This window comes from Photobacterium damselae, assembly GCF_003026815.1.
GTDB classification, from domain to species: domain Bacteria; phylum Pseudomonadota; class Gammaproteobacteria; order Enterobacterales; family Vibrionaceae; genus Photobacterium; species Photobacterium damselae.
This window is the reverse complement of record NZ_PYOG01000009.1, coordinates 102,011-127,225: the sequence shown is the minus strand read 5'-3', so window position 1 is coordinate 127,225 and position 25,215 is coordinate 102,011. Positions and strand designations below refer to the sequence as shown.

Annotated in this window: 20 protein-coding genes and 2 pseudogenes; 10 read left to right on the top strand and 12 right to left on the bottom strand. The window is 39.9% G+C overall.

Going from position 1 to position 25,215, the window contains the following annotated elements; all coding sequences use genetic code 11:
- The first annotated feature begins 97 nt into the window (after nucleotides 1-97).
- Complete coding sequence (locus tag CTN07_RS10715; protein ID WP_005300985.1) at nucleotides 98-1,339, top strand: integrase domain-containing protein; 1,242 nt, start codon at nucleotides 98-100, stop codon at nucleotides 1,337-1,339.
- 153 nt (nucleotides 1,340-1,492) lie between these two features.
- On the opposite strand, the gene CTN07_RS10710 is transcribed toward CTN07_RS10715, so the two are convergent.
- Nucleotides 1,493-2,941, bottom strand: a complete 1,449-nt coding sequence (locus CTN07_RS10710; protein ID WP_005300988.1) for a hypothetical protein — start codon at nucleotides 2,939-2,941, stop codon at nucleotides 1,493-1,495.
- A gap of 265 nt (nucleotides 2,942-3,206) precedes the next feature.
- Between CTN07_RS10710 and CTN07_RS23055 the strand changes: the two are divergent.
- Nucleotides 3,207-3,555 (top strand): annotated as a pseudogene (locus CTN07_RS23055) (tyrosine-type recombinase/integrase); the annotation flags it as partial.
- 67 nt (nucleotides 3,556-3,622) lie between these two features.
- Here the strand turns inward: CTN07_RS23055 and CTN07_RS10700 are convergent.
- The 7 genes from CTN07_RS10700 to mads1 all read right to left on the bottom strand — a co-directional run bounded on the left by CTN07_RS10700 (nucleotide 3,623) and on the right by mads1 (nucleotide 15,006).
- Nucleotides 3,623-4,477: an HNH endonuclease gene (locus CTN07_RS10700; protein WP_005300991.1), complete on the bottom strand. Its 855-nt coding sequence runs from the start codon at nucleotides 4,475-4,477 to the stop codon at nucleotides 3,623-3,625.
- Complete coding sequence (locus CTN07_RS10695) at nucleotides 4,471-5,994, bottom strand: AAA family ATPase (protein WP_005300994.1); 1,524 nt, start codon at nucleotides 5,992-5,994, stop codon at nucleotides 4,471-4,473. The genes CTN07_RS10700 and CTN07_RS10695 overlap by 7 nt, the downstream gene beginning before the upstream one ends.
- A 98-nt stretch (nucleotides 5,995-6,092) precedes the next feature.
- The gene (locus CTN07_RS10690; RefSeq protein WP_005300997.1) at nucleotides 6,093-6,773 is read right to left on the bottom strand and encodes a M48 family metallopeptidase; all 681 of its coding nucleotides are present in this window, start codon (nucleotides 6,771-6,773) and stop codon (nucleotides 6,093-6,095) included.
- A complete protein-coding gene (locus CTN07_RS10685; protein ID WP_005301001.1) occupies nucleotides 6,773-10,759 on the bottom strand; it encodes a type I restriction endonuclease subunit R in 3,987 nt (1,328 codons plus the stop codon). The genes CTN07_RS10690 and CTN07_RS10685 overlap by 1 nt, the downstream gene beginning before the upstream one ends.
- A 62-nt stretch (nucleotides 10,760-10,821) precedes the next feature.
- On the bottom strand, nucleotides 10,822-12,078 hold the full coding sequence (locus tag CTN07_RS10680; protein ID WP_005301004.1) for a restriction endonuclease subunit S: 1,257 nt from the start codon (nucleotides 12,076-12,078) through the stop codon (nucleotides 10,822-10,824).
- The gene (locus CTN07_RS10675; RefSeq protein ID WP_005301005.1) at nucleotides 12,071-14,740 is read right to left on the bottom strand and encodes an N-6 DNA methylase; all 2,670 of its coding nucleotides are present in this window, start codon (nucleotides 14,738-14,740) and stop codon (nucleotides 12,071-12,073) included. Before CTN07_RS10675 ends, CTN07_RS10680 begins: the two co-directional genes overlap by 8 nt.
- Before the next feature lie 86 nt (nucleotides 14,741-14,826).
- Entirely contained in the window at nucleotides 14,827-15,006 is a 180-nt protein-coding gene (gene mads1, locus CTN07_RS10670; RefSeq protein WP_036764357.1) for a methylation-associated defense system helix-turn-helix domain-containing protein MAD1, read from the bottom strand.
- A 183-nt stretch (nucleotides 15,007-15,189) separates the two neighbouring features.
- Between mads1 and radC the strand changes: the two genes are divergently transcribed.
- From radC to CTN07_RS10655, 3 genes are all read left to right on the top strand, one after another.
- Nucleotides 15,190-15,660, top strand: coding sequence for a RadC family protein (gene radC, locus CTN07_RS10665; protein WP_036764359.1), 471 nt, complete (start codon nucleotides 15,190-15,192; stop codon nucleotides 15,658-15,660).
- Nucleotides 15,657-16,082: a DUF2787 family protein gene (locus CTN07_RS10660; RefSeq protein ID WP_036764361.1), complete on the top strand. Its 426-nt coding sequence runs from the start codon at nucleotides 15,657-15,659 to the stop codon at nucleotides 16,080-16,082. Before radC ends, CTN07_RS10660 begins: the two co-directional genes overlap by 4 nt.
- Before the next feature lie 62 nt (nucleotides 16,083-16,144).
- Complete coding sequence (locus CTN07_RS10655) at nucleotides 16,145-16,594, top strand: DUF2787 domain-containing protein (protein WP_036764363.1); 450 nt, start codon at nucleotides 16,145-16,147, stop codon at nucleotides 16,592-16,594.
- Between the two features lie 54 nt (nucleotides 16,595-16,648).
- On the opposite strand, the gene CTN07_RS10650 is transcribed toward CTN07_RS10655, so the two are convergent.
- Together CTN07_RS10650 and CTN07_RS10645 are read right to left on the bottom strand one after the other, a co-directional pair.
- Complete coding sequence (locus CTN07_RS10650) at nucleotides 16,649-16,834, bottom strand: AlpA family transcriptional regulator (RefSeq protein ID WP_036764365.1); 186 nt, start codon at nucleotides 16,832-16,834, stop codon at nucleotides 16,649-16,651.
- Nucleotides 16,835-16,888: 54 nt separating this feature from the next.
- On the bottom strand, nucleotides 16,889-17,539 hold the full coding sequence (locus CTN07_RS10645) for an inovirus Gp2 family protein (RefSeq protein ID WP_005301008.1): 651 nt from the start codon (nucleotides 17,537-17,539) through the stop codon (nucleotides 16,889-16,891).
- 385 nt (nucleotides 17,540-17,924) lie between these two features.
- On the opposite strand from CTN07_RS10645, the gene CTN07_RS10640 reads away from it, so the two are divergent.
- The gene (locus CTN07_RS10640) at nucleotides 17,925-18,833 is read left to right on the top strand and encodes a hypothetical protein (protein ID WP_005301010.1); all 909 of its coding nucleotides are present in this window, start codon (nucleotides 17,925-17,927) and stop codon (nucleotides 18,831-18,833) included.
- A gap of 40 nt (nucleotides 18,834-18,873) precedes the next feature.
- Here the strand turns inward: CTN07_RS10640 and CTN07_RS10635 are convergent, their stop codons facing one another.
- Complete coding sequence (locus tag CTN07_RS10635) at nucleotides 18,874-19,350, bottom strand: C40 family peptidase (RefSeq protein ID WP_036764366.1); 477 nt, start codon at nucleotides 19,348-19,350, stop codon at nucleotides 18,874-18,876.
- An 828-nt stretch (nucleotides 19,351-20,178) separates the two neighbouring features.
- Between CTN07_RS10635 and hipB the strand changes: the two genes are divergently transcribed.
- From hipB to CTN07_RS10620, 3 genes and pseudogenes are all read left to right on the top strand, one after another.
- A complete protein-coding gene (gene hipB, locus CTN07_RS10630) occupies nucleotides 20,179-20,427 on the top strand; it encodes a type II toxin-antitoxin system antitoxin HipB (RefSeq protein ID WP_036764367.1) in 249 nt (82 codons plus the stop codon).
- Complete coding sequence (locus tag CTN07_RS10625; RefSeq protein ID WP_005301013.1) at nucleotides 20,427-21,728, top strand: type II toxin-antitoxin system HipA family toxin; 1,302 nt, start codon at nucleotides 20,427-20,429, stop codon at nucleotides 21,726-21,728. Before hipB ends, CTN07_RS10625 begins: the two co-directional genes overlap by 1 nt.
- A gap of 419 nt (nucleotides 21,729-22,147) precedes the next feature.
- Nucleotides 22,148-22,498: pseudogene (locus CTN07_RS10620) on the top strand (DNA phosphorothioation-associated putative methyltransferase); the annotation flags it as partial.
- A gap of 91 nt (nucleotides 22,499-22,589) precedes the next feature.
- Here the strand turns inward: CTN07_RS10620 and CTN07_RS10615 are convergent.
- A complete protein-coding gene (locus CTN07_RS10615; RefSeq protein ID WP_005301017.1) occupies nucleotides 22,590-24,458 on the bottom strand; it encodes a 3'-5' exonuclease in 1,869 nt (622 codons plus the stop codon).
- Between the two features lie 180 nt (nucleotides 24,459-24,638).
- Here CTN07_RS10615 and CTN07_RS10610 point away from each other — a divergent pair, with 180 nt between their 5' ends.
- On the top strand, nucleotides 24,639-25,214 hold the full coding sequence (locus CTN07_RS10610) for a class I SAM-dependent methyltransferase (RefSeq protein ID WP_005301020.1): 576 nt from the start codon (nucleotides 24,639-24,641) through the stop codon (nucleotides 25,212-25,214).
- Nucleotide 25,215: the final 1 nt, after the last annotated feature.

The following is a 25,215-nucleotide window of genomic DNA, read 5'->3' as shown; positions in this document are numbered from 1 at the left end:
TGTCCAGTAGCATCCACACCTTTTGGTATTCCACGTGGTATTCCAAACTTTTTGGAGTACAATTTTGGAATACCATTAGCAACGGAGGCTAGTTATCATGGGTACTAAGGCAGTACGACTCAACCAAAAGCAAATTGAACACGCCAAACCAAAAGAGAAAGATTATGTACTCTCTGATGGTGACGGATTACAACTCCGAATCCGTACTAACGGCTCTCGCCTGTGGAACTTCAACTACCGCCACCCTATTACTAAAAAACGAATCAATATGGGGTTAGGTGCCTTTCCTGAACTCTCTTTAGCTCAAGCTCGAAAACTCACAATGGATGCTCGATCTCTTGTTACTCAAGGTATTGACCCTAAAGACTATCGTGAGCAACAAAAAATTGAAGAACAAAAAGTAAGTAAGCACACACTTATCAACGTGTCAACTCAATGGTTTGAATTAAAGAAAGAGACTATTACACCGAACTATGCGGAAGATATCTGGCGTTCACTAGAAAAGCACATATTTCCTCAAATTGCTAACTACCCTATCTCTCAAATCACAGCCCCAATGATCATTGCTATTTTGCGTCCTATTGAAGCAAAAGGCAGTTTAGAGACCGTAAAGCGTTTAACTCAACGTCTTAACGAAATCATGAACTATTCGGTTAACTGCGGATTAGTAATTTCTAATCCTTTAAGTGGTATTAAAGCCGCTTTTAAGAAACCGAAAAAAGAAAACATGGCATCACTAAAACCTGATGAGCTTCCAGAGCTCATCAATGCAATTGCTAACGCTTCTATTAAGCGAACGACACGTTGTTTAATAGAATGGCAACTTCACACTATGACACGCCCAGCAGAAGCTTCTAGTACCCGTTGGGAGGAGATAGATTTAGAGTCTAAGATCTGGACAATCCCGCCCGAACGCATGAAGAAACGCAGAGAACACCGTATTCCTTTGACAGAACAAGCACTCTTACTACTTGAAACGATGCAACCAATTAGTGGACATAGAGAATTTGTCTTTCCTTCAGATAGAGATCCTAAAAAGCCATGTAATAGCCAAACGGCTAATATGGCTCTTAAACGTATGGGATTTGCAGGAAGATTGGTAAGTCATGGTTTGCGGTCACTTGCCAGCACTACACTAAATGAGCAAGGTTTTGAAGCGGATTTAATTGAGGCAGCATTGGCACACGTTGATGATAACCAAGTACGCAGCGCATACAACCGTACTGATTATCTGGAGAGACGTATACCTATGATGATTTGGTGGAGCCGACATATAGAAGAGGCTACCCAGGGGAGCCTCTCTGTAACAGGCACTAAGCAATTGAAAGTAATCGGATAAAAATCAAAGCTGGTGAAGGGGAATATCCCCCTTCACCTTTATTTATTCACACTGAAACGCCTGATAATCAAGTCAGCTGAGTCGGTTATTTTCCCCAACCATTTAATATCACCATACAAGCCATCAGAAGACGTTACAGGAATGACATGAACTTTACCCCCTATTGGCAGCACTTATGCGCAATTTTTGAACTAAAGTACGCTTTTGCGTTTCTGCTGTACCGTCTGTATTTAAACAGATCCAATATAGTGACTTGTTATTGTCTTCTATCAGTTGACGAAATAAACCATTTATATGGCTATCATCAATGTTGAAACCATAACCAATCACTACTATTGCATCACACTCAGAATAACGATCAAAGAGACTCACATAACGTCGTGACATATCAACTGACGTCAGCGGTTTTAATCCACTTTGAGTTAAGATAAATGGAACATAGATTTGATCCTTTGGGATATCCTCTACATGCTGACAAGACACTACTGAGTTCTTGTATGGGTTATAATAATCACATACACCACCATTCAAATGATGAACATTTGGAATTTGATAATCAAGTTGTTCAGCAATAGCCTCCACAAGATTATTGTAGTTAGCCGTTCCTATTGCTGATATTTCAATACCAAGTTCTTCACAGCGCTTCAGATCGTGATAGTAGCCATTATCCGGCAACTTCCCAACGTGATCTAATTGATCTTTGATGTACTTTCTTGTAGCCCACAAGAAAATAACCATTTTAGAAAACTTAGCCCATTCGGTTTTTGGAGAATATAAATAGCGGAAATGACTATCAATAAGAGACTGATAATCTAGAACAGTCGTGAATATATTCTCTAAAAGTTGTTGAGCTAAAGCAGAAAGTAAGTCACAGGTAGATCCATTTTCTACGTCATACTCTCGTTTCGATTCCATCAGCAACTCTAGGGCACTTAACCCAGCTTGGCTGAACTCAACTTTGAACATCCCTGATACATCATCAAAAATAGGAATATCATCAGGAGCAGCCTCAAAGAGCTCTTGATTAAGTCGTTGAACTAACTCTTGCCCATGAGCGCCAACCAATAATTGCAAGAAAGCACCCGCATACCTCTGAAGGTCGGCTGTATTATCTTTAGATCTCAAAATGCTCAGCATTGCCGAGTACATCTCACTTCCAAATAACTTAACTTCATCAGCAAGTAGACTATTTATCTGAACAGCTGTAGAAAACAGCTGATCACCAAAAGCATGGTCCATTTCTTCATTAAACTTATCAATAGCTGCTTGCTTATCTATACCAAGGTCAGCTAGCGCTTTATCCGCTTCTATATCAAAGTTATTAAGCCTACGCACGATTTCAGACTTTCGGTATTCAATTGAAGATTCAATAAGGCTTGTGAACTCGTTTTTACCAAACGCATGAATTCGTTGGGTCGCATACTTTTCCGGAAGCCAACCAGTAACATATGGATCATATTTATCTAAGCTTCTTAAATGATCCCGCAATGCTTGTTTATGTTCACTGACATCTTGGCGAAACAGATCAATCGCAAATTTTCCACCTATAGGCAGCCCATAGCCTACTTCAGCACCCGCTCCAAAGAAAAAGCCTAACTTCATACTTTCAATACACCTCGATTTTAGTTAAGCATACAGTGTCATAAACTAAATCGAAGAAAAGAGTAACAGTTCACATTATTCAAAGTATCGAGTAGATCTACCACTTCATCCTTATCACTGAGCCTTAGCCACTTAGGTATGCACTTATCCACCAATATTACCGAACCTGGTTACTTTTCGTTCTATACAGATAACTTACAATAGCTTCATTCCCGGGCCACCGTTGGCTACCAATAACAGCGCCCTTATTATTCAAATTAGCTTTCCTGTTAGCAGCCATAAAGAGTTCATATCTCCTACTGAACAATATCCTAAAAAGACTGTAATCATCAGGCAACCAATATGGACTTGAAAATAATAGAGGTTAGATAAAACTGGTTAGTCATGGCCTACGCTCGCTTGCGAGTACCACGCTCAATGAACAAGGCTTTGAGTCAGATTTGATTGAGGCTGCATTGGCACACGTTGATGATAACCAAGTGCGGAGTGCTTATAACCGCACTGATTATTTGGAAAGATGTATACCAATGATGATTTGGTGGAGCGGGCATATAGAAGAGGCCGCCAAAGGCAGCCTCTCTGTGACAGGGACCAAACAACTTAAGATAGTTTAATATTCATAACCTAAGATGGAGCGCATCATCTTAGGTGCGCTTCAGGCTTTAAATATTCAGAACCAGCTTACAATGTATCCATCAAAGCTAAACACATCACTCTTTCCCAATGGTTAATAAAAGACGACGCATCTATGACGGTTTGAAAAATGATGTTTTTACTAGTCTCCTTATCAACCGGAGCAACTAGCAATGCATTGTACTGAGCCATCAGTGATACAAGCCTTGGCCCTGCTTCTTTTGAGAACCTTAAAGCCAAATCAAAATCTTTAAAATGCTTATCAACGCGTTTTTTTTGGTCGTCCTCCCAATATTCAGGAGGCGAAACAAAGTATTCAATTACACCTGGCTCATCATTCTCTCCGGGGTGATAACGAGCATACAACCATTGTTCGTTGAAAAATCTATCATCATCTAAATACGGTTGCAAAACTTGCTCTTTCTCGGCAGACGCAAATGCCTGACCTTTTCCATCCATATTACAGTCGCGGCACGAAGGAACGAGGTTCACCGGCACTATAGAAAACTGAGGATAATGAGCTTTAGGTAAGTAATGATCTAAGTTCCTTGGACGTCCAATTCCACCACAGAACGGGCACTTATCGTTGGCCGCAACCATTAGCGCATCATATACCGCCCTTGCTGGTTTCCTTTTACCTACAACATAATAGTCATAGAGCTTAACTAAGTCCGACTTTTTTAAGCAACCAATTACTACAGGGTCGTCTTGTGGACGAGGAAGTGGATCAATCGTATATAGTTCACCTGTTGTCGCTGATGCTTCATATTCCTCAGCCTTTTGTTCTAATAAACGGGATACATCAGTTACGTTTTGCCGTAACCCTACATTGCCGGTAATTCCGCTGCGACAAAGACTTAGCATTTCCGGATAAGAACTAACAGGGCGTTTTAGCTTTAACATTCGTCCTTGCTCCTATCACGATTTACAACTAGAGCTTTGAGGAGTGCTCTTGCCTCAATACCAAGCTGATCACGATAATCTTCAACAATAGATTCATATGTTCCCCCTGCTTCAACTGATTTTACCAATAAGTCATGAAAACCGGATTTTACTACTTCAAGGCCAAACACTTCTCGCGTCAATATTCCAACATTCTCTCCAAACGTCTCAATTGAAGGTCTCAGCGGCTTGGTTTCCAATCCCGAACGATTTATCTTCCAAACACATCTTCTAGGCACTTCTTGGAGTACAACTGGAGAATGAGTCGCGATGATCGCCACCCCATTACGGTCCAAAAGTAAATCGGATAGTGCACGAACAAAGGCAGACAATAGCGGCGGATGAAGATGACTTTCCGGTTCATCAATCAACACTAGTGTTTTTTCTTCCACCGTAGCGACCAATCGAGTAATAGTTAGCAATACCACTGCATGGCCGGAGCTCATTTTTTTGATACGTTTTCGAGCCTTGCTTGTAAGTACTTCCCCCGAATATTCAGCGAGTTCTTTTAGCCCCATACCTGCAAAATTTTCATCAGACTCCAACGTATCAATCGCTTTGAGCCATCGCCCTTTCTTCGGAGCTTGATTTAGACAAGCTTTTAACGCGTGAAGGAAATCTTCATGTATATCATTCAAACCCTTAAGAGAATCATCCCCATTTTTTAAGCCTATGTAAAAATAGCAGGTACCTTTCGAAGGGTCTGGTTGTTCGCTAGGAGGGGAGAAGGGATCAAATGCGCTAAATGAGACTGATACAAGGCTACTGAAATAGTCTGTGTCAATAGGGTTGTTACGCCAACCCTCAACATCATAAAATTTTGCAACTGACTGCCCTTTGCTGGTCACCGCATCAATCATTCCATTGAGAAGCGTTGTTTTCCCGACACCATTGCGACCTATAATCGCATGAATATTCGATGTGGGCTTATCTCCAACTTTCACACTAAATTTCAATTCAATACCGGACATTTTATCTTGCACCGGTCTGACAAATTTAAACTCAAAATCGGTCAGCGGGCTGCTTCCATCCAATACCCTAGAAAACTGTCCTTTGATAACAGACAAGCTCACATCTCTAAGTAAAGATGTACGAAAAACATCCTCATCCTGAACTAGTTCAATAAGGCTAGAATCAAAAGCAATATCTTTTAGTCCGTTGAGCAAGGCCTCCCTTGTAAATTCAGAGAGTTGGGCAATATTTTTATAGTATTCGACATCTTGACCTACAGAAAAATAGCCGTCGGGTAGCGCATGAAATAACGAACTCAATGTGCCATAAGTGGATTTTTCTGTAGTTTGTCCTTTAAACCCTATTTTGACCTGACCGATGTCATGCCCTCCCCCCTTCTCATCAAAGACCGTAAGGAAGAACATAGTGACGAATGAAAAATCATTCCATCGGTCAACATGCAAATAAGCAGTGTTTATACCCGTAGAAGGAACTTTTTGTTCTCTTGGTACGATAATAATATTCATTTTAATTTTCCATCATCTAATATTGCTCAACGTTGTAAATAAAAAACGATTCGCATGCTTAGTACCTTTCGTTGTCGTTAAGAACTAAGCAGTTCTATTCAAAGATCCAGCCCTGCACCATTATGCTTCAACCAAGAAACATGTTTTTGATAGTCAGGCATAATTTTATCGACGATATTCCAAAAAGCGGCGCTATGATTTGGTTCAATGCGGTGTGCTAGTTCATGAACCACAATGTAATCCAGAACTACGAGTGGTGCCATCAGGCAACGCCAATGAAAGTTGAGGTCGCCTTTCGGTGAGCAGGAAGCCCAGTGGTGTTGAAGATCCATTACACGGATTGCACGATAATCCACTCCTAGCTTTGGGGCGAAATGCTCTACTCTTTTGCTAATACGAGATAATCCTTTGGTGCGATAGAAGTGCTTGAATAGCTCGCTACCGTATCCCGTTTTATCACGACGCATGAGGAAGTAACCATTTTTCAGGATCAAGTCTTCTTTCTGCTCGTCCACCAGCTTTAATCGATAATTGCGACCCAGATAGGGGAAGCCTTCACCGCTCACGAACTCACGTTCGACTTTGGTACGGTTAAGATCTTCCCACTCTGCAAGGTTGCGATAAATCCAACTGCGTTTTTCCTCAACGATGCTCTCTACTTTTTCGATATCGTAACTTTCAGGCGCAAGCACAGTCACACTCCCATCCCGTTCGATAAGAATGCTAGTAGTCTTTCTCTTGCTTTGTTTCAAGCTGTATTTGATATCTTTGTATTGCATTAGTGATATTTTTTCTTATCTTGATTTGGTGAATTGCGTTCACGCAATTGCTTTAGTGCATCATCAACTAGATTTTTTTCTTCTGTATAAGAAATCCCATAACTTGATTCCTCAAGCCCTCGCTCTGCGCGATTTCGTTCAACCAACGCAGGTAACTCAGTTTTAACACGCTCACTTTTGGAAAAAATATTCTTTATTGGTTGACGCCCCTTTAGGGCTGTTGTTTTCATGACGTCATAGATTAAACTGGTCATTAACCCTATAACAACCGTTATAAACAAGCTTCCCTTGGCAGTTTCTTTTAATGCTATGATCGGCTGATGTTCTAACTCTGGGAAAGTTAGCTCTGATTGTATTGATAAAATTATATCGGCAAGAGCTTCTCGAACATCTTCAGCATTAAGCAAGAACTGCTTCCTGACTTCATACGGCAACGAAGATTGGTGCTCTGCCTCTTCAACATAGTTAATATCAGTTGCTACCTTGATCAGACCTAGCTCATAGAAACTCTCATATTGCTCCAACTCTTGAGCTAGGTATAAATCAACACCATCCAAGTCATATTTCAGCATGGAGAGATCAGGTTGTTCGCTGATTTGTTTTTGCAAGGCGTCAGGATCAATCGCGCGGAGCTTTTCGATAATTTCATCGATACGTTGGTTCAGCGCCTGATCGGACAGAATCAATAGCTCCCGTCTACGCGCCAGCGCCACCACCTCAATCGTTAATTTTTCACGCGCTTCTTTCAGTTGCGGTACTTTACTGAGTATAAAGCGTTTTTTGATGCGCCCTCTCAGCTCAGACACAAGGTCTTCACGCTCCCAGAAGTCTAGGCTACTGATATTCTCACCTAGCTCTTCCATAATGGCATCGACACAGGCTTTCACCTTGTCCAGAGGCTTAACAGGCTCGCCTTCTGGGAATGCAATGCTGACAATCAAATCAAAGAACGGATCCGATACTTTGGCGTTGGGCCCGCGTCCCGCGTCGATTTCATCTCGCAAAGCACTCAGCTCTAAGATCATTTTTTCCCAGTTGCCAGAGTGCTTTTTGATTATCTCATCCAGCTTCTCACTCATTTTTTTGTGGAAGACTGGGTCATCATCCGCATTGACTTTGCAGTGCTTACGAATGGCGTGTTCCATCTCACTCGCTTGCGCTTGTAAATCCGGCTCTTTACCCATGTGCGTCATAAACGCATCACTGAACAGGTCAATCGGTTTAATTTTAGGGTTAATGCCCAAGCTGATCAGATGCTCGTTCACAAGGTGGCGAATTTTTGCGCCCACGCCTTGGAAGCTCATGCTGTCATCTTGGTAACGCTGGCGTGCTTTCGCTTGAATGTGCACAAACTGGTACATCGGCGTTTTATAAGGGTCCGCCAAGGAGTTGGGCATGATGATGTCCATGCTTTGAAGGAACTTCTTCAAGAACACGTTAAAACTGTCACGCTGGCGAGGGTCTTCTAGAACTGCGATCGCTTGAAGTTGAACTTGATAGTGCTCATCGATACTAAGCTTCTGGTTCACAAACGCTTCGATGTTGTGAACCTTGAGTTCGGTAAACAACTGAAGCAATCGGCGATACCGACTTTCCAAAACTGGCACTTCGCTATCAATATTTTGCAAGCTTTCCAGAATGTCCTCTTGGTCATCCTGCGAGTACATGGACAGGGCATCTCTCAGGTGATGAGCCAGACCAATATAATCGACGATATACCCACGCTGCTTTTCTTTCGCAGTGCGGTTCACACGGGCAATTGTTTGCAGCAAGTTATGCTCTCGCAGCTTTTTATCGAGGTACATCACCTGTTCAATTGGCGCATCGAAGCCCGTTAACAGCATGTCGCAGACAATCAAGAAAGCGACGCCAGTATTTGGCTTGCTGTGATCAAACTTCTTCTTGAAGCTCTCGACGGCTTTTAGCTCTTTGGCCTGCTTTCTGGCATAGGTGAAAGACGCTGCCTCATTGGTGTCATCGCTGGAGATCACTACCGCCGTTTTCAAAAACTCAAGGCGTTCAAGCCAGGCTTTGTCTATACATTGCTCTGATTGCTTTTTGTATCGCTCGATTTCTTTCGCCAGCGCCTTTTCAATGTAGGTTTGGTAGTGAATTGCTGCTTGCTTAGAAGAGCACACCACTTGAGCTTTAAAGCCTGCTGGCAAAATCTGCCGTATGTAGTGTTTTACTAGGTCCTCAGCAATTTCCTCAATGCGCTTCTCTGCTTCAAGAATATCCCCTTCAGCACCGTACTTTTTACGGATCTCTCTTAGCTCTTCTTCTGTTCTGTCCGAAAAGAGATCTTCAAACTTGGTATCAAACCCCGCTTTATCGTAAATCGCACTGTCAGCGGTTTTACCTTCGTAGAGGATTTTTAACGTGGCACCATCATCGACAGCATCCTGAAGCTTGTATTTGTCGATATAGGCTTTTTCCTGGCTGACGCCAAAACGCTTCCAGGTTGGATAAGTGTGGTGGTCAGCAATAAGCGGTGTTCCCGTGAACGCCACTCGGGTTGATTTGGGGAAAGCATCAAACAGATTATCTGAAAGACTGGGGCGGTCTTTGCCGCCTCGCTGGGTGCGGTGCGCCTCATCCACCAAGATCAGGACTTTTTCACCGGCGTTGATCACGCCGAAAGGTCGATGCATAACAATCTCAGCATCAAAGTCAGCTTCCAGCTCTTCAATGCGCTCAACATCGCCCGCTTCTTTTGCTTCTGCGAGGTGCTTAGACAATAGCTTACGAACGGATTCAGGCAGGAAACTGCTGTCTTGCTCGCGGAACTTATGCACCATCACCATATTAGTGTTCGAGGTGTCGTTGGCCAGCTTCTCTTTTGCATCCTTGGTGCTCTTGATCTCAACGACCGTATCACCAATTAACGCTGCAGTATTGGTCAATTGCTCTTCAAGATCACTCCGGTCATTTACCATCAGTACCTTGTAGCTTTTCAGCTCTGGGTGGCGACGAAGCTTACGCACCAAGAACACCATGGTCAGGCTTTTTCCGCTTCCTTGGGTATGCCAAACCACGCCTGAACGTTGAATCCCCGTTTCGCCTTGCTCCATACGCTCAATGATTTTCTGCACCGCGCGAAATTGTTGGTAACGGCAAATCACTTTTACGCGAGGGCCGTTGTCGGTATCCATAAACAGGGTAAAACAGCGGGTAATATCAAGCAGCCGTTGCGGGTGAAGCATGCCCTGAACGAGCTTTTCCTGGCTGCGATGGGTGCCAATTTCTGGTGCAATATAAGGCTCAGTATCGGGGTGGATAGTTTTCCAGTTGAAGTAATAATCCTCATTCGAGGTGATAGTGCCCACTTTGCAATCATCACCGTAGGTGCTGATCATCAACTGGTTGGTAAAGAACAGAGCAGGTTCACCTTCGCGCAGTTTGCTGTGTTCAGGCTCGCGCAAGTCTGCATAGCGGCGCAATTGGTCAATACCTGCAGCCATTGGGTTGCAGCAATGCTGTGACTGCTCTTTACACTCAATCACCACCAGCGGCAGGCCGTTGACGAACAATACAATGTCTGGGCGTATGTGCTCTTTACCTAGCCCTGGGGTATCAACGCGGAACTGATTGATGGCGGTGAACGTGTTGTTGTCCCAGTTATCAAAGTCAATCAGCTTAACAACCGGATCTTCTTCGCCGGTCAGTTCGTTGCGATCAAGCTGCCATTTGTGGAGACGGCCAATAAACTCTTCATTGGCCGCCAGTAATTTGTGAGTACCAAAATCGGTGACATCATCGAGCAAAACATCGAGTTGGCTATCCGTCAGCCAAGGCTTACTGTCATCAGTGGTATTAATGCGGTGAACTGCGGCTTTAAAAATGTCTTTTAAGATGACTTCACGAAACGAGCTGCGAAAGCTGGTGGTTGGGTCGGTCGGCACACCTTGCCCTAAATCCGTTACATCCCAGCCCATGCTTTTAAGCTGGTTTAGCAGCGGCTTTTCGACCAATTGGTACTCTGACATTGTTTGATATCCTTATTACTGGCAGCGAGGCGTTTGCCTGCTGCCATTTTTCTTATTTTTTGTTATGCGGGTACGGGGACTTTGCCTGTTAAGAGGTCTTGCATTAGGCCAGTCTTTTGAAGTTTCAGCTTGTCCAACGAGGTCTGATTAACTTCAATATGATTATTTAAATTTTCATAACGTTCATAGATCGCATTTTGCTCTACTGGCGAGGGAACTACTAGCTTCAGTTTCTTGAGCGTTTGAGACTGGATTGCATCCATAACCCCCCCTTGCGATTCACGCCTAAACCAACTTTCAGCCCAAGGTGAATGATTCAATTGCCAACAAACTAGTTCAGGTAATATTTGTTCCTTATCAAACGTCATTGTCCATAAATGCTTAGACGATAAAGCCAGCCCTATGGATTCGGGAATAACGCACGATCTTCCGACCGTTCCCATTATCGTTATGACTACGTCTCTTTCTCGAACGGCATAACGAGATAGTTCTCTAAACTTCCGCTCAGTAACAAAGCGCTTATAGCTAGCCTTGAATCGCTCAACAAAAATATTATCGATACCTAATAAGGGAATACCTTCACTGACCAGCTCTTCTTTCAGCAGAGCACTACCGAATGGCCCACTTCGCATTGGACTGGTTACTTCATCCAGCAGGTTTTCTAACTCAATCACTTTCCAACCCTTCGGCAACATTCCCAATGGCGTCTTATAATAAAGCTCTGGCGCTTCTTCAAAAGTTGGGCGAAGGGTTTTGGTTTCTGGGTCGATACCTCGGCTAAACAAATCCGCCATCATGCCTTGCTTGATGGCGGTGTATTTGTCGATAAGGGCTTGAGTGGCGTCGAGTTCAGAGTTAAGGCATTGGATTATATCTGTAACTTTTTCGCCCACTCTACGATTCTTTGGCATAGGAATTTTCATTTCCGAAAGATCTTTTGCGCAAATAGCATCAAAAGTTGAACCTTGAGCACGACGATGAAGAAAACTAGCCGATACAGTGAACGCCTCCCTCAAATATAACGCCGATACAATATTGCTTTTAACCGCAGCTAACCCTCGCCCAATACAATAATCTTTGTCTGCAACATTGGTTGTACCAACTGGAGCTCTTACACTAACTAATAAGCTACCTTCTTTAGCAACCTTTCCAGGAGACGTACAAAAAACACCAGTCTCAGGATAGCTACCTGTAAAATCTCCACAACCTTGCAAGAAAGGGATGTACCTATCATCATCTGTATATGTTTCAGAGTCTGGCGATTGCCCCATCGTAATCGCAGCAATTTTCCCTAGTTGCACCCATTCAAAATCACTCATAACCCAGCTCCTTCATAAAGCCAGCTAGCTTGTTCGCTTCCTGCTCTCGCTTGGCAATAATGCTTTTGGCGGTAACTTGGTATTTGCGGTGTAGGTTCTCGATTGCAGCGATACGGTCAAGCAGTAACGCACGCACATAACTTTGGTATTGGCGATCCAGTTCGGTTTTGAACCGGTCCAAAATCAACACTTTCGCTTCTTCTGGTGTGATTGCGTCACGGGCGATCTCAAGCAGTTCATCGCGGCGTTTTTCGGTTTCCTTGATTTCGGCTTTTAGCTGTTTCAACTCATCTTCTAAAGCTTTGTGTGCTGCAAATTTAGCCTCAATCGCGGTAGCTTCAGCAGCCGCCACAGCACCTTTTCGCGCGTGTTCTTTAATCAGCTCAAGGTTATCTAACTGAACGCCGAGTTCATCCGCTAAAGCAAGAATCTCGCTATGGACTGCGAAGTTCATTTCTTTGCCTGTCAGCCCTTTTGCAAAATCCCCTTGCTTAGTGCCTTTTGGAAGTTCGGCATTGCTTTTCAGTTGGGTGAACGCATCTTTGATTTGGGCTTTCAGCACTGCCAAGCTGGTTTTGATCGTCGCTTTGTGTTCTTTCAGCTCGTCTTTAAGCTGCTTAACATACTCAGACGGTAGCGCAGGGTTTTCATCGGTCGGCTCATAGTCCTCTTCATCTGCTGCATCAACAAAAGCTTGCAGTTCGCTGATACGCGCTTGCTTGATCTCCAGCTCTTCCACCACATCCGCGCACTGGCTAGCAAACAGCACTTCGTCCGGAATGAGCTCAGCATTCCAACCGCTTGCTGCAACAGATTTGAAATCTGCTTCCAGGGTTTTAAACCAATCCGCTAATGCACCACGCACCTTGTATTGGTTCAGCAGTTTGATCGGCATTAGGTGCTTTTCAATGGTGTTCAGAGATTCGCGGCGCAGAGCAAATACTCCTTCATCACCGAGCTTTTTGTCCCCCAAAGCTTCAAAGCCAGCAAAGTCTTGTTTCCAATCATCCAACGCTGCTTGAAAATCCGCATGTTTTTTCAGTACTGCTGGGAAGCTTTCAATGTGAGATTTGAGCGATGATAGTGCTTCAAACTCGTCGGCAAAGTCTTGGAACTCGTTGTTAGCACGTGGAACGAACAGACTTTCTTTCAATCCTGGGTAATCATTCCAAGTGCTTTGCAGCGCATCAATTTCTGTGGTTGGAATACCGCCGCTTAAGTGCGCTTTAACGTTTTGAGGTTCAGGTGCAGGGCTGTTATCGACATAGCGGCGAATATTGAGGTTGTAATCTTCTCGTGCCAGTTCATCTTTGTGTACCAAACGCGCATATTTTTCGACGCCTGGGTGCTTTTCATCTTCCAGCATGACTTTATAGACGCTGGTGATTTTCTCAATATCTTCAGGGCGCAGGCTATTTTGGTTTTTACCTTCACGATATTCACGGTCAGCGTTAATATACAACACTGAGTCACGTTTTTTACACCCTGCTTTATTCAACACCAACACACAGGCAGGAATGCCCGTACCGTAGAACAAACCTTGCGGCAGGCCAATCACGGCTTCAAGAATGCCGCGCTCAATGAAGTCTTGGCGGCAAGTACGCTCTTCAGCGCCACGGAACAATACGCCGTGAGGCATCACCACAGCCGCTTTACCATTCGCTTTGAGTGAGGCCACCATGTGCTGCACAAACATCAAGTCCGCTTTCTTGCCAGACTCTGGCATAAAGGTGTTAAAGCGTTCTTTGAGCTGCATATCCGCTTTCTTATAGTTTTGTGAAAATGGAGGGTTGGCAATTACGCGATCGAAAGGACGCACTTCACCATCTTTGGTTCGGTGCAGTGGTGTGGCTAGCGTGTCACCATTTTCGATATCTGCGCCACCTGTTCCGTGCAAGATCATATTCATCTTACAGATAGACCAGGTGCCGCCATTATCTTCTTGGCCAAACAGATGAATTTTCTTAACGTTGCCGCCCGTTTCCTGCACGTAGTTGCGGCTTTGAATTAGCATGCCGCCCGAACCACAAGTCGGATCGTAGATCTCCATGCCTTCTGCAGGCTCAAGAATTTCTACTAGCAAGCGCACAACTTCGGCAGGGGTGTAGAACTCACCACCTTTCTTACCCGCACTATCGGCAAAGTACTTGATCAGGTATTCATAGGCTGCGCCCAATAGATCGGGGAATTCGAAATCGCTATTTGAGAGAGGGATGCTGTCAAAATGCTGAATAAACTCAACCAGGCGCTCATCAGGGATCGGTTTTTTGCCCACCTTACGGTTGAAGTTAATGTGCTTAAGTACACCTTCCAAGCCTTTCTTGGTATTACTCTCTTCCAATGCTTCAAGCGCTTTGTTTAGCCCTGAGCCAACATTGGTTTTCAAGTGCTTTAGGTTTTCCCAGCGCGCTTTTTCCGGTACGAAGAAATCAAATTGTTCTTCGTCTTCTAGCAGAAGTTCGATCTCATCATCGTCATGCCCCTCTTTCTTTAGCTCGCTTATTTTCGCTTGATAGTCCTTGTGGAATTGGTCTGACATGCGTTTAAGAAATAGGATGCCGAAAATGTATTCCTTGTACTCAGAGGCATCCATTTTGCCACGAAGGATGTCGCAAGCTTTGAATAGCTTGCTGGACAGTTTATTAAGCGTCAGTTTTTGCATAGTTTTCTCAATGATTGTGTTCAGCCAGTGCGGAACCGTTGAATTTGATAATGGGTTAAAGATAGATAAGCTTGGTTGCCAATAGGCTATTCACCCACACCTTTTTGCTTCTCAATCCAGGCATCGAGATCTTCTCGTTTGAAGCGCCATGAACCGCCGACTTTGAAACCAGGAAGCTTTCCTTCGCTTGCTAATCTATATGCTGTTTTTTCTGCCAACTTTAGGTAAGCGGCCACCTCTTTCAAGGTTAAAATTTGGTCTACCATTCAGAGTGTTATCTCATGTTGGTTTAATTCATCAGAATTGATATTGAGAGAATATGGGAAAATTGGGGAATGGACAATGATCTAAGCCTAATTATGCAATCAATTGTTCTTTAAAGAATCAAACAAATTTCAGATATATATCATCTTTGTGTAGAAGCCCATTTACTATAAGGAACCAAGGCTATGCACGAACTAAAAGACTATGTTGTACATACTCCAATGACAGCAAACCAAGTATTAGAAAAAGCCGCAGAAATTGTGGCTAACCGATATTTACGTGGTGATGTATTTACCAACCCACAGGCAACAAAAGATTTTCTGCAATACAAAATGGCAAGCTATGAACGTGAAGTGTTTGCTGTATTACTTCTAGATAATCAACATCGGCTTATTGAGTACAAAGAGTTGTTTTTTGGCACCATTGATGCAGCAAGTGTTTATCCGAGAGAGGTAGTAAAAGAGGCATTTAACTGCAATGCTGCTGCGGTGATCTTTGCTCATAACCATCCATCTGGAATAGCTGAGCCGTCTAATGCCGATAAACACATCACGCAAAAGCTCAAAGATGCCTTAGCACTGATTGATATTCGCGTATTGGATCATTTTGTGGTGGGAGATACGTGTATCTCTTTTGCTGAGCGGGGGTATTTATGATTGAACAACACTATGGTGAATTACAATTACCACTCGCCCTACATCATCACCTTGAAAAGCTATTGAGCTGTTATACGATCCCCGTTCAAGCAACGCGTTTAGTAATAAATTATAGGGCGTTAGATTATTATCAAACCAAACAAGGTATCCACCCAATAGAAATACAACTCAAGAAAAATGGTGATCAATGGCTAGTGATGTTTATTGCCAGTTTTTCATTTACCAACACACATCATAAATCTGTCGATGTTGAATTATATTTTCACTTAATCAACCACTGGTGCTATCAACCTGATGCTGGTGGCCGTTGTAACCTTCTTCATCCAACCATTAATGATCTGTTCCACACTTGGGTCGCAGCTTTTCTGCATCACATTCAATACCAACGATTCGATGATATTAGCTTAACCGTTCTACGCTAATTCTTATCTGGTTTTAATACCTATTCCACAACCAATATCTTGTCGCTACAAGAGGCTTCATTATGTCTGTAATTTCATTTACAACAACCTTACTACCTATTTCAAATAAGCTGAAATTATTACTGAGTCAGACACTATGCGTCTATCTAACTCAAGCAATGCAACTTAATCAACAATCAGCAGAACGTTATACATTTAATTTTAGAGATACTAGCTATAATACTGAAAATGGTGGATTCCGTCCGATTGAAATAGCTATTAGCCAACAATCATCGGGAGAATGGAATATTGAATATATTACTGAATTTGCTTACTTCGGAAATTATTACCCTGAGTTAGAAAGAAGTATGGATTTTGATATAACTAATAACTGTTGGTTCACTTCTCACAGTGGCTGGCTATCATTTAAAACTCACCAGCAAGATGTCAATGAATTATATCAAGTATGGGAAGGTAACTTCTTAGCTTATGTTGATATGGATGCTTACGACCAAATAAAAGTAAATTGCTAATATATTAAAATAATACAAATTAAGATAGAGGGTATTAATACCCTCTACCATTTATTAGTTTCTATCTCTTTCTGCTATTTTTTCAACAATCCAATCTTCTACCTCTGATTCAATCCAAGCAACAGCTCTATCTCCTAATGAAACACTTTTAGGAAATCGAGACTCCTCCATAAACTTGTAAATACTTGAACGACCTAAACCAGTTAAACTCATTACTTCTTTTAATCTAATTAATCTCATGACGATTTCCTCTAATTCGTACACAAGATTTAAGCTCTGAGTAAAATTAAACTGTTATCGACAACTACACCCAAAAGAACGATAATACCTATTAATATTTTTTGTTCTTGTTTTAGCTAAATAGCTCACTCTACGAAACAAATCATCATACTGTTCTTCATATTTACTATCATGATAGTTAACTACATAAGCACAGTTATTAGGGAAATAAACAAGACTTTTTCCTTGGTTATAATCTAAACTTAAAGAACTTCCCCAAGCCGATACAATCATTGATGCTAAACTTCCATCATGATGATATTCACCAATACTTCTATATACATCTTTGTTAACAATGATCATCACATGATAATGTTCGTTATCTGATTTATCTTGCTCTCTGCACCAAACATAATGTAAATCACATTTATAGTTTCCTTTCCATCTTTTATTCTTTCTTCTTACATCATATTTTATTTTAGACTTCAATGAATCAATAAATCGAGGTATTAATCTATCGCGATTAAATCCATCATGAAGGTCTCTATCAAGAAAGTCTACATAATTAACCTTAGGTAATCTTAAATCAAATCTTATTGCTAGTATCCTTGGATATTGATCTATTGATTTATCAATAACTTTTTCAATAGAATTCAAATAACTATTATTAAAGTCTTCATTAACAACACTTCTTTTATTCCATTGTTTCTTTATTAAATAACTCATTAATTACACCTATCAAGTTTAAGTATCATAGGTATATACATTTAAGTTATTTATTACAGGTTACATTAATAATGAATATATTAGATATAGCAATAGAGTAACAGCCTTATGAAGATAATATTAATTATATCCAACAGATCAACATAGCTAACAATCGTTGACAGCTATAGACTCATCGACAAGCTATGATAGAAGAAGTACTCTGTAGTTAGAGTAATGTGATATGTATCCATAATTCGATATAGATCACAGAACATCCAATTCAAAATCAATAAAATCATAAACTTAAAAAACACTTAAAATGTTATATAAATCTATTGTAAATACACTAAATCTCTATGTGAGATTCTTATAAACACACTAAAAATTCACTAAGTGATATAAAATGCATAAATATATAATAAATGAATATGAGTTTGATATAGCTATAAAATACTTAAAAAGACACACACGAGATTATATAAAAGAAGAATTAGATTATTTATCGGATGAATATCTACCCTTAAATAAAAAAATAGAAAAGCTAGAAGATATAATTAATTCAGAACAACTGAAAAGTGATTTAATAAGAATAAAGAGATTAATTGAAGATGAAAGAATAACTAAAAGTGAACTATTATGGATAGATAGTAAAAACCATAGGTTATGTAATTATATATATTATATATTGAATAACAGAAGAAAATTATATTTATTAAATAACACTGAACTGGATCTACCATACCTTATTGATGATGAATCATATGAAATAGATCATGACATTTATAAAAATACAATTAAAACAAACTCAATAAACCATCAAGAAAAATACAATTCCATATGTGAACATATCATAACATCAAACTTCAACAAAGAAACAAAACTTAATTTAATTCATGTTCTAAAAGAATCATGGCGCTCAGTATCAGAATGTAAGATTATAACTAATTTTTTAAATGATAAAGATATTAATAAGTGCACATGGGCTGTTGAATACCTAAAGAAAAATAAAAAAGATAGATTTGATTTTGAGATAATATCTGAAGAAGACTATTATGATAATGTCGTCTTATATTTTGATACTTGCGATGATAAATATAAAAAAGAATTATTGATAACCAAAATGAAAAAGGCGTGGTCTCAGAAAAAATGTAGAGATGCTAAAAATGGTTTTAAATATTATAGTTTCAACATGAAAGAAAGCATTAATAACAAGCTATCTGAAATGTCTAGAGAATTAAATATAAGTAAAAATCTTTTAGTTGAAAAAATTATTGAAAAAGAATATAAACAATTTAAAGATAATTTAAAATAAAAAGATAAGAACTGATGATATATCATCAGTTCTTTTGTCATCATCTATCCCATACTAACCAATCATCAATATCAATATTATTTTTGCTATTAGTCTTCAATTGCATCAAAGAGATATCATAATTATCTAAATCCCCAGATATACAATAACTACAAAATTGATGACAATTATAGCGATAAAATGAATATTCGTCATGAATACCAATTTGAGATTCCGCTCTCCATGCAGAAACTACAGAACCAGAGGCGTTTCCCTTATAAGAACTTACATATATTGATATTGCAGTAGTATTTTCAATAAAATCTTTTGATGAAACTGATTCTATAATCCCATGTCGATTCTTATGGACTATTTGATCATTATCAATATAGATTCCAGAATGTTCTGCATAACCTAATAATAAATCACAATAAACAATCGAACCTTCTACTGGTTTTACTTTAGGTCTTAGTACATTATCAATAAAACTATCAGTTATATTATTAATAACTGGTATTAGAGTCAAGTAACGTAACATTATAAATATAATCCTATCTTATTATCCAAGTTATGATATATATTTAAAATTATTTGAAATTTTCTATTTCAGAGTAAGATGTAAAATAAAATCCATACATGGCTTTTATTTTTAAGGTAATTAGTAATCTAATCCCCAATTTTTCTTATACTTGCAGAGCACAAGTAAATGTTAATACTTGCCCATTATTGTTCGATAATGTGTATACGTTATATTCTTGCTATTATGCAAGCGACCAGTAATCAGGTATCGTTGATTGAGAAAACATTAGAACAGATAGCATAGATAAAAATGCAAGAGAGGTAACTTTAATCATCAGACTTTACCAATAAAGTTATAAGTATGATCTTAATATGCGATGAATACCATATCGTGATTATTGTCATAAATTGAAAACTGTAAAAATCCTTTAGATATATATCCATTAAAGTCCATTAACAACCGTAAGGTTTTGTATTCCAAACGGTATTCCAAGGAAAACTTGAATTAACAACAAAACTTTAAAAACAAGGAATTATAGCATGAATTCAACTTACGCCAGCCCACCAAACGTTTGGGAAGGCCGCAAGTTCAATAGGACTTGCGGCCTTTTTGTATCTATCGTTTCCATTAGCATCTACATCTGTTGGTATTTCACTAGATACCACTACTCCTCAGCTTCTTGCGCAGACCTCTCAATATCCCCAGGAAGGGATAAATACTTCCTCATCCCTTAGTGGGGATAATGTAGACTTTACCCTCTTGTGGGGATATACTTTTACCTATCCTCACTAAGGGATAATTAAATATCTTGAAGGTGCACCTTAATTCTATAGAGAACTGGAACAAATGATATATAGTCCAAAACAATTAGCAGATATGATGCTACTGATACGTCAGAAGAATGGATGGACACAGTCAGAACTAGCCAAAAAAGTCGGCATCAAGCAAGCTACAATCTCGAACTTCGAAAACAACCCTAACAAAACAACACTTTCTACCTTCTTTAAGCTGGTCCAGGCAATGGATCTAACATTGAGTATCCAAGAGAAATCGCAGGTAGCTTCGTTAAATGAAAATGATGATGAGAGTTGGTAATGCAAAAGCTAATCGCATACATGAATGGTGAACTTGTTGGTACTCTAGAGAAACATAAGAATGGTGCTCACACTTTTCAATATGATAAAAACTGGTTAACCAATGCGGTAACTCGACCACTATCATTGTCTTTAAAACTTCAATTACCAGCTATCACTTCCGATGCAGTTATAAACTATTTTGACAATCTCTTGCCAGACAGCCCTCAAGTCAGAGATAGAATAGTTGCAAGGTACAAGGCGTCATCCAAACAACCATTTGATCTACTAAAAGAAATAGGAAAAGACAGTGTTGGTGCGATTGCTTTACTTCCTCCAGACCGCCCCTATAAAAAAGAGCCACTTAGCTACGAAGTCCTTGATAACAAAAAACTAGAAACTGTTCTTTCTGCATACAAGTCTGATATTCCGCTCGGAATGCTCGAAGAAGAAGAAGACTTTAGAATCTCCGTGGCAGGAGCTCAAGAGAAAACGGCTCTCCTATTCGCTGATGAGCAATGGTGTATACCGAAAGGAAACACCCCCACCACTCACATCATCAAGCTGCCAATCGGCGAAATACAACAAGCCAACGCGACCCTAGATCTCAAAGATAGCGTAGAAAACGAGTACCTTTGTATTGAGCTAGCTAGAGCTCTGGGGGTTACAGTTCCCAACGTCAATATAATCCAAACAGACAACATTAAAGCTTTAGCTGTAGAACGCTTTGATAGGCGCTGGACAAAAGACAGAGCAAGCTTGCTACGCTTACCTCAGGAAGATATCTGCCAAGTATTTGGTATGCCATCATCCATTAAGTACGAATCTCAAGGTGGCCCTGGCATAGCTCAGATCATGGAGTTATTAATGGGGTCAAGTAATGCTCTAGAAGATCGGTATAACTTCATGAGATTCCAAGTATTTCAATGGCTCATTGGCGCTACAGATGGACATGCTAAAAACTTTTCTATCTATATTGATAAAGGAGGTAGCTACAGACTCACTCCATTCTACGATATTTTGTCAGCCTACCCACTATTAGGAGGAAAAGGGCTCAATATCAGAAAGCTTAAGCTGGCGATGGGATTGAAAGCAACAAAGGGCAAGAAGTATGAAATCAGTAAAATCCTGCCTCGTCACTTTTTGGATACAGCTAAAGATGTAAACTTTAATCAAGACACGATGCAAGAGATAATTGATGAAATGAAAGATGCCTTACCGAAGGCGATGTTACAGGTAAGTGCTACATTGCCTAAAGGCTTTCCTGAGCATATCGTGGGCTCAATTTTTGAGAATACTCAGAAAATAGTTAAGAAGATTTAGCTATATCAAACCAGAATCATCAGGAAAATCAACATAAGCGGACGCGGGTTCAGTTCCTTTTTCAGTAGGAAATTAATGTAATAACAAATTCAAACAATCGTTTTAAATTATTGAATTTAAAATAAATGAGACAACTATTCAACTTACGCCAGCCCACCAAACGTTTGGGAAGGCCGCAAGTTCAATAGGACTTGCGGCCTTTTGTATTTATCGATTGATAATCTAGAATTCCAAGATACACATCATAGCCAAAAGTAATATTTCCCACCTCTTCGCTATACCCTTATGACACTAGCTTAATTCAATAAAAGATTTTTGGTACACAGATGGGTACTACGTACTCGTTATTTTAGTTCTTTCTCTTTTGGGTCTCTCTTCAAGCTCATATAATAAATAAAAACGAAGAGTTAGGGTGACCGATGAACCAAGACCTATTTAAAAGCTCAGTTGCCAAAATCAAAGTAGGTAAAAACCTGCCGGATGCTATCTACTTACATAAAGATGCTTTTTCTTCCTTACCCGATAATCTGAAGCAATTTATACCGGCTGTCGCAAAAGCCATTAAACTTGAAGATGAGCAATGGGATCTGGTTAAGTTATACAAAAAAGAGTTCCGGTTATCTTTTCTTAGTTATCCTACCTTCTATAGCGAATCTTATCCGCCACTTAAGCAAAGTGTCATCGTTGATCTTGTTAAACTAACCCACAAACGTACCGATTACTGTAAATCAGAAAACCCACCTATTTTGCATCGAAAAGAGATCATGATAACGACAAAGTTAGCTTAGACATCATTAAGCTTGGTTTATCCTCAGTAAGCACTTATAGGCTCTGCTTAGTATGAGGGAGGAGGAGTAATTCCTATCCTATAGCTTTCTTCTTCGCTATTTTCTCAAAACTTTCACTTAATTCATTTTCTTCATGGTAAGTCACAAGCAAATGTTTCATTGCTCGGGTGAACCCAACATATAATAAACGAACAATTGAGGATACATCGTCATCATTCTGGTACTGGTGACTACTATCTATGATCACAACCGTATCAAATTCAAGGCCTTTGCTACTGTGAATAGGTAAAATAGCTAACTGATTCTTTTTAGGATCGTACTTTTTCTTATAGTCTGATTTAGCAAGCCAAATACAATCTATTCCAGCTTTTTTTAATGCATCTAATGCTTTTTTACCCATATAACTACTTGGATATAAAATAGCTATATTTTGTAATAATCTGCCATCTAGTTGCCATTTTTTAATGCATCTAACTAAAAAACAAACTTCTGATTCAGCATCTGGAAATTGGCGCACAATTGGATTATCCCCCGATATTCCTGCCGCTTCGGGTTTAATCACGGGTATATCATCATGATCAGCTTGTTCAAAATACGTTTGAGCAAATTGATATGAGAATTGCAGTATTTCTTGAGTATTACGATAGTTTAATTTTAAGATCGTTGTACGGCCTTGAGCTTGAATACCAACACTAGACAATGAAAAATTAAGCCCATTTTTATGTTTATAAATAGACTGTGCATCGTCATATAACAACAATAATGAGTTAGTGTCAGGATCAACCATTTGAGTAATCAACTTTAGCCAATCAGCTTCAAAATCATGCCCTTCATCAATCAAAACGGCACCATACTGAGCTCTAGGTATATCCCCCTTATCAACCCCAGCAATAACACTATCAACTTGCCTTTCCCAAACTGCATTATCTCCATCAACTAACTTGATGTGATAAGTACGTAATTGTTGACCACACCAATCATGGAAATGGTAAACCTGTACCTTATGCTCTATTTCTTTATCTCGTATAAAACTACGTAATTTGGATGCCAATGTAATATTGAAACACAATACTAAGATTGGCTTGTGCAGTAAGGCTGCCAAGTGAAGACAACGATAGCCTAAAATAAGTGTTTTACCTGATCCTGCGACGCCATGAATAACTCGGTGTCCTTCACCTAAGCTTCTAGCCAACTGTTCTTGCTGGATATCCATAATTTTGATGATATCCGGCATATTTCCTGAAAAATCCTCATGCTTAAATTCAAAATCCTCTTCCTCGAATAACGATGCTTGATCTGGGGACTGAATACGTATTTCAGGATAAAGATGCCATCTAATTCGATCTATTTGAGGAAACGTTAACTGATTAGGAAATGTATAGTTAAACATTCCCCATAATTGACTTTGGAATACTTCTATATCAACACTATCAGTCATCTCATCTTTACAAATAACCAAATGTGGCGGTAAGACAGTATCTTGCGCATCAAGAGGAATGGCATCATTTAATTGTTTGCGAGTAATATTTGTTAATACCACGCCATAACCATAGGGTAATACTAATGAACCTTTATATTTTCCTTCATGATTAATTAATTGTAGATCAGATTTTAGTTTGTTTAATACCGTGTAGGTACATTGTCTAACCTGCTCTAAAGGATTCGCTTTTCGCTCTAATCCCTTATCTGTATGTAATGTAACTTGAGTACTAGTAAGATCAGAAATTGATGATAACTTCCAGTCCTTAACTTCAAGGAAAAGTAGACCGCGATCAGGGTGCAATATAATAAAATCTGGATAACGACGCTTTTTTCCTACTGGTATATCAAACCAGCACAAATAATCATCTTCTAAATGCGTTTCAAGCCGACGAGCAAAGCGTCTCTCTCCCGATGTCATCTTTTTTAGGCATGTGGATAATGCAGGGATCAAAATAGCCATACTCGTACTCAATTACACGATCAATATTAACTAGCAGAAAGTACCGTATAAGAGTCAGTATAAATATGATATAAAACACAAATTTGTTATTTGATAGCCTATTTATAATGCAGTCTGCATTTATGAAAAGATTATATGTATTATTAGCCTATAACTAATTGGTGCCTATTAGGATGTTCTATGTCGATTGATTTCTACAACACTCATGCAGATGATTTCTACCAATCTACCGTTAATGTCGATGTCAGCCCGCTTTTAGAACGATTTATTCCTTATTTATCTCCTCATGCACATGTGCTTGATGCTGGCTGTGGTTCTGGCCGCGACAGCAAATCTTTTCTTGATATGGGTTATCAAGTTACCGCGATTGATGCCAGTGAAGAGTTAGGCAAACGAGCCGAGCAGTTAATTGGTCAATCGGTTGAAATCACTACGTTTCAAAACTTCACCAGCCAGACTCAATTTGATGGGATTTGGGCTTGTGCTTCTCTGTTGCATGTTCCCTCTCATGAGCTTGCTAGTGTCTTTAATAAACTGTCTAACATGCTAGTTACTGGCGGGGCTTTTTACTGCTCATTTAAATATGGCAATGATGATGTTGAACGTAATGGCCGTTTCTTTACCAATAGTACAGAACAACGACTACAAAGCTTTTTAGTTGGCTCTCCACTACAAATTCAAGAAACATGGATTACAGGCGATTTGCGTCCAGGGCGAGAAGACGAAAAGTGGCTCAATGTTATTTTGGTGAAGTAAG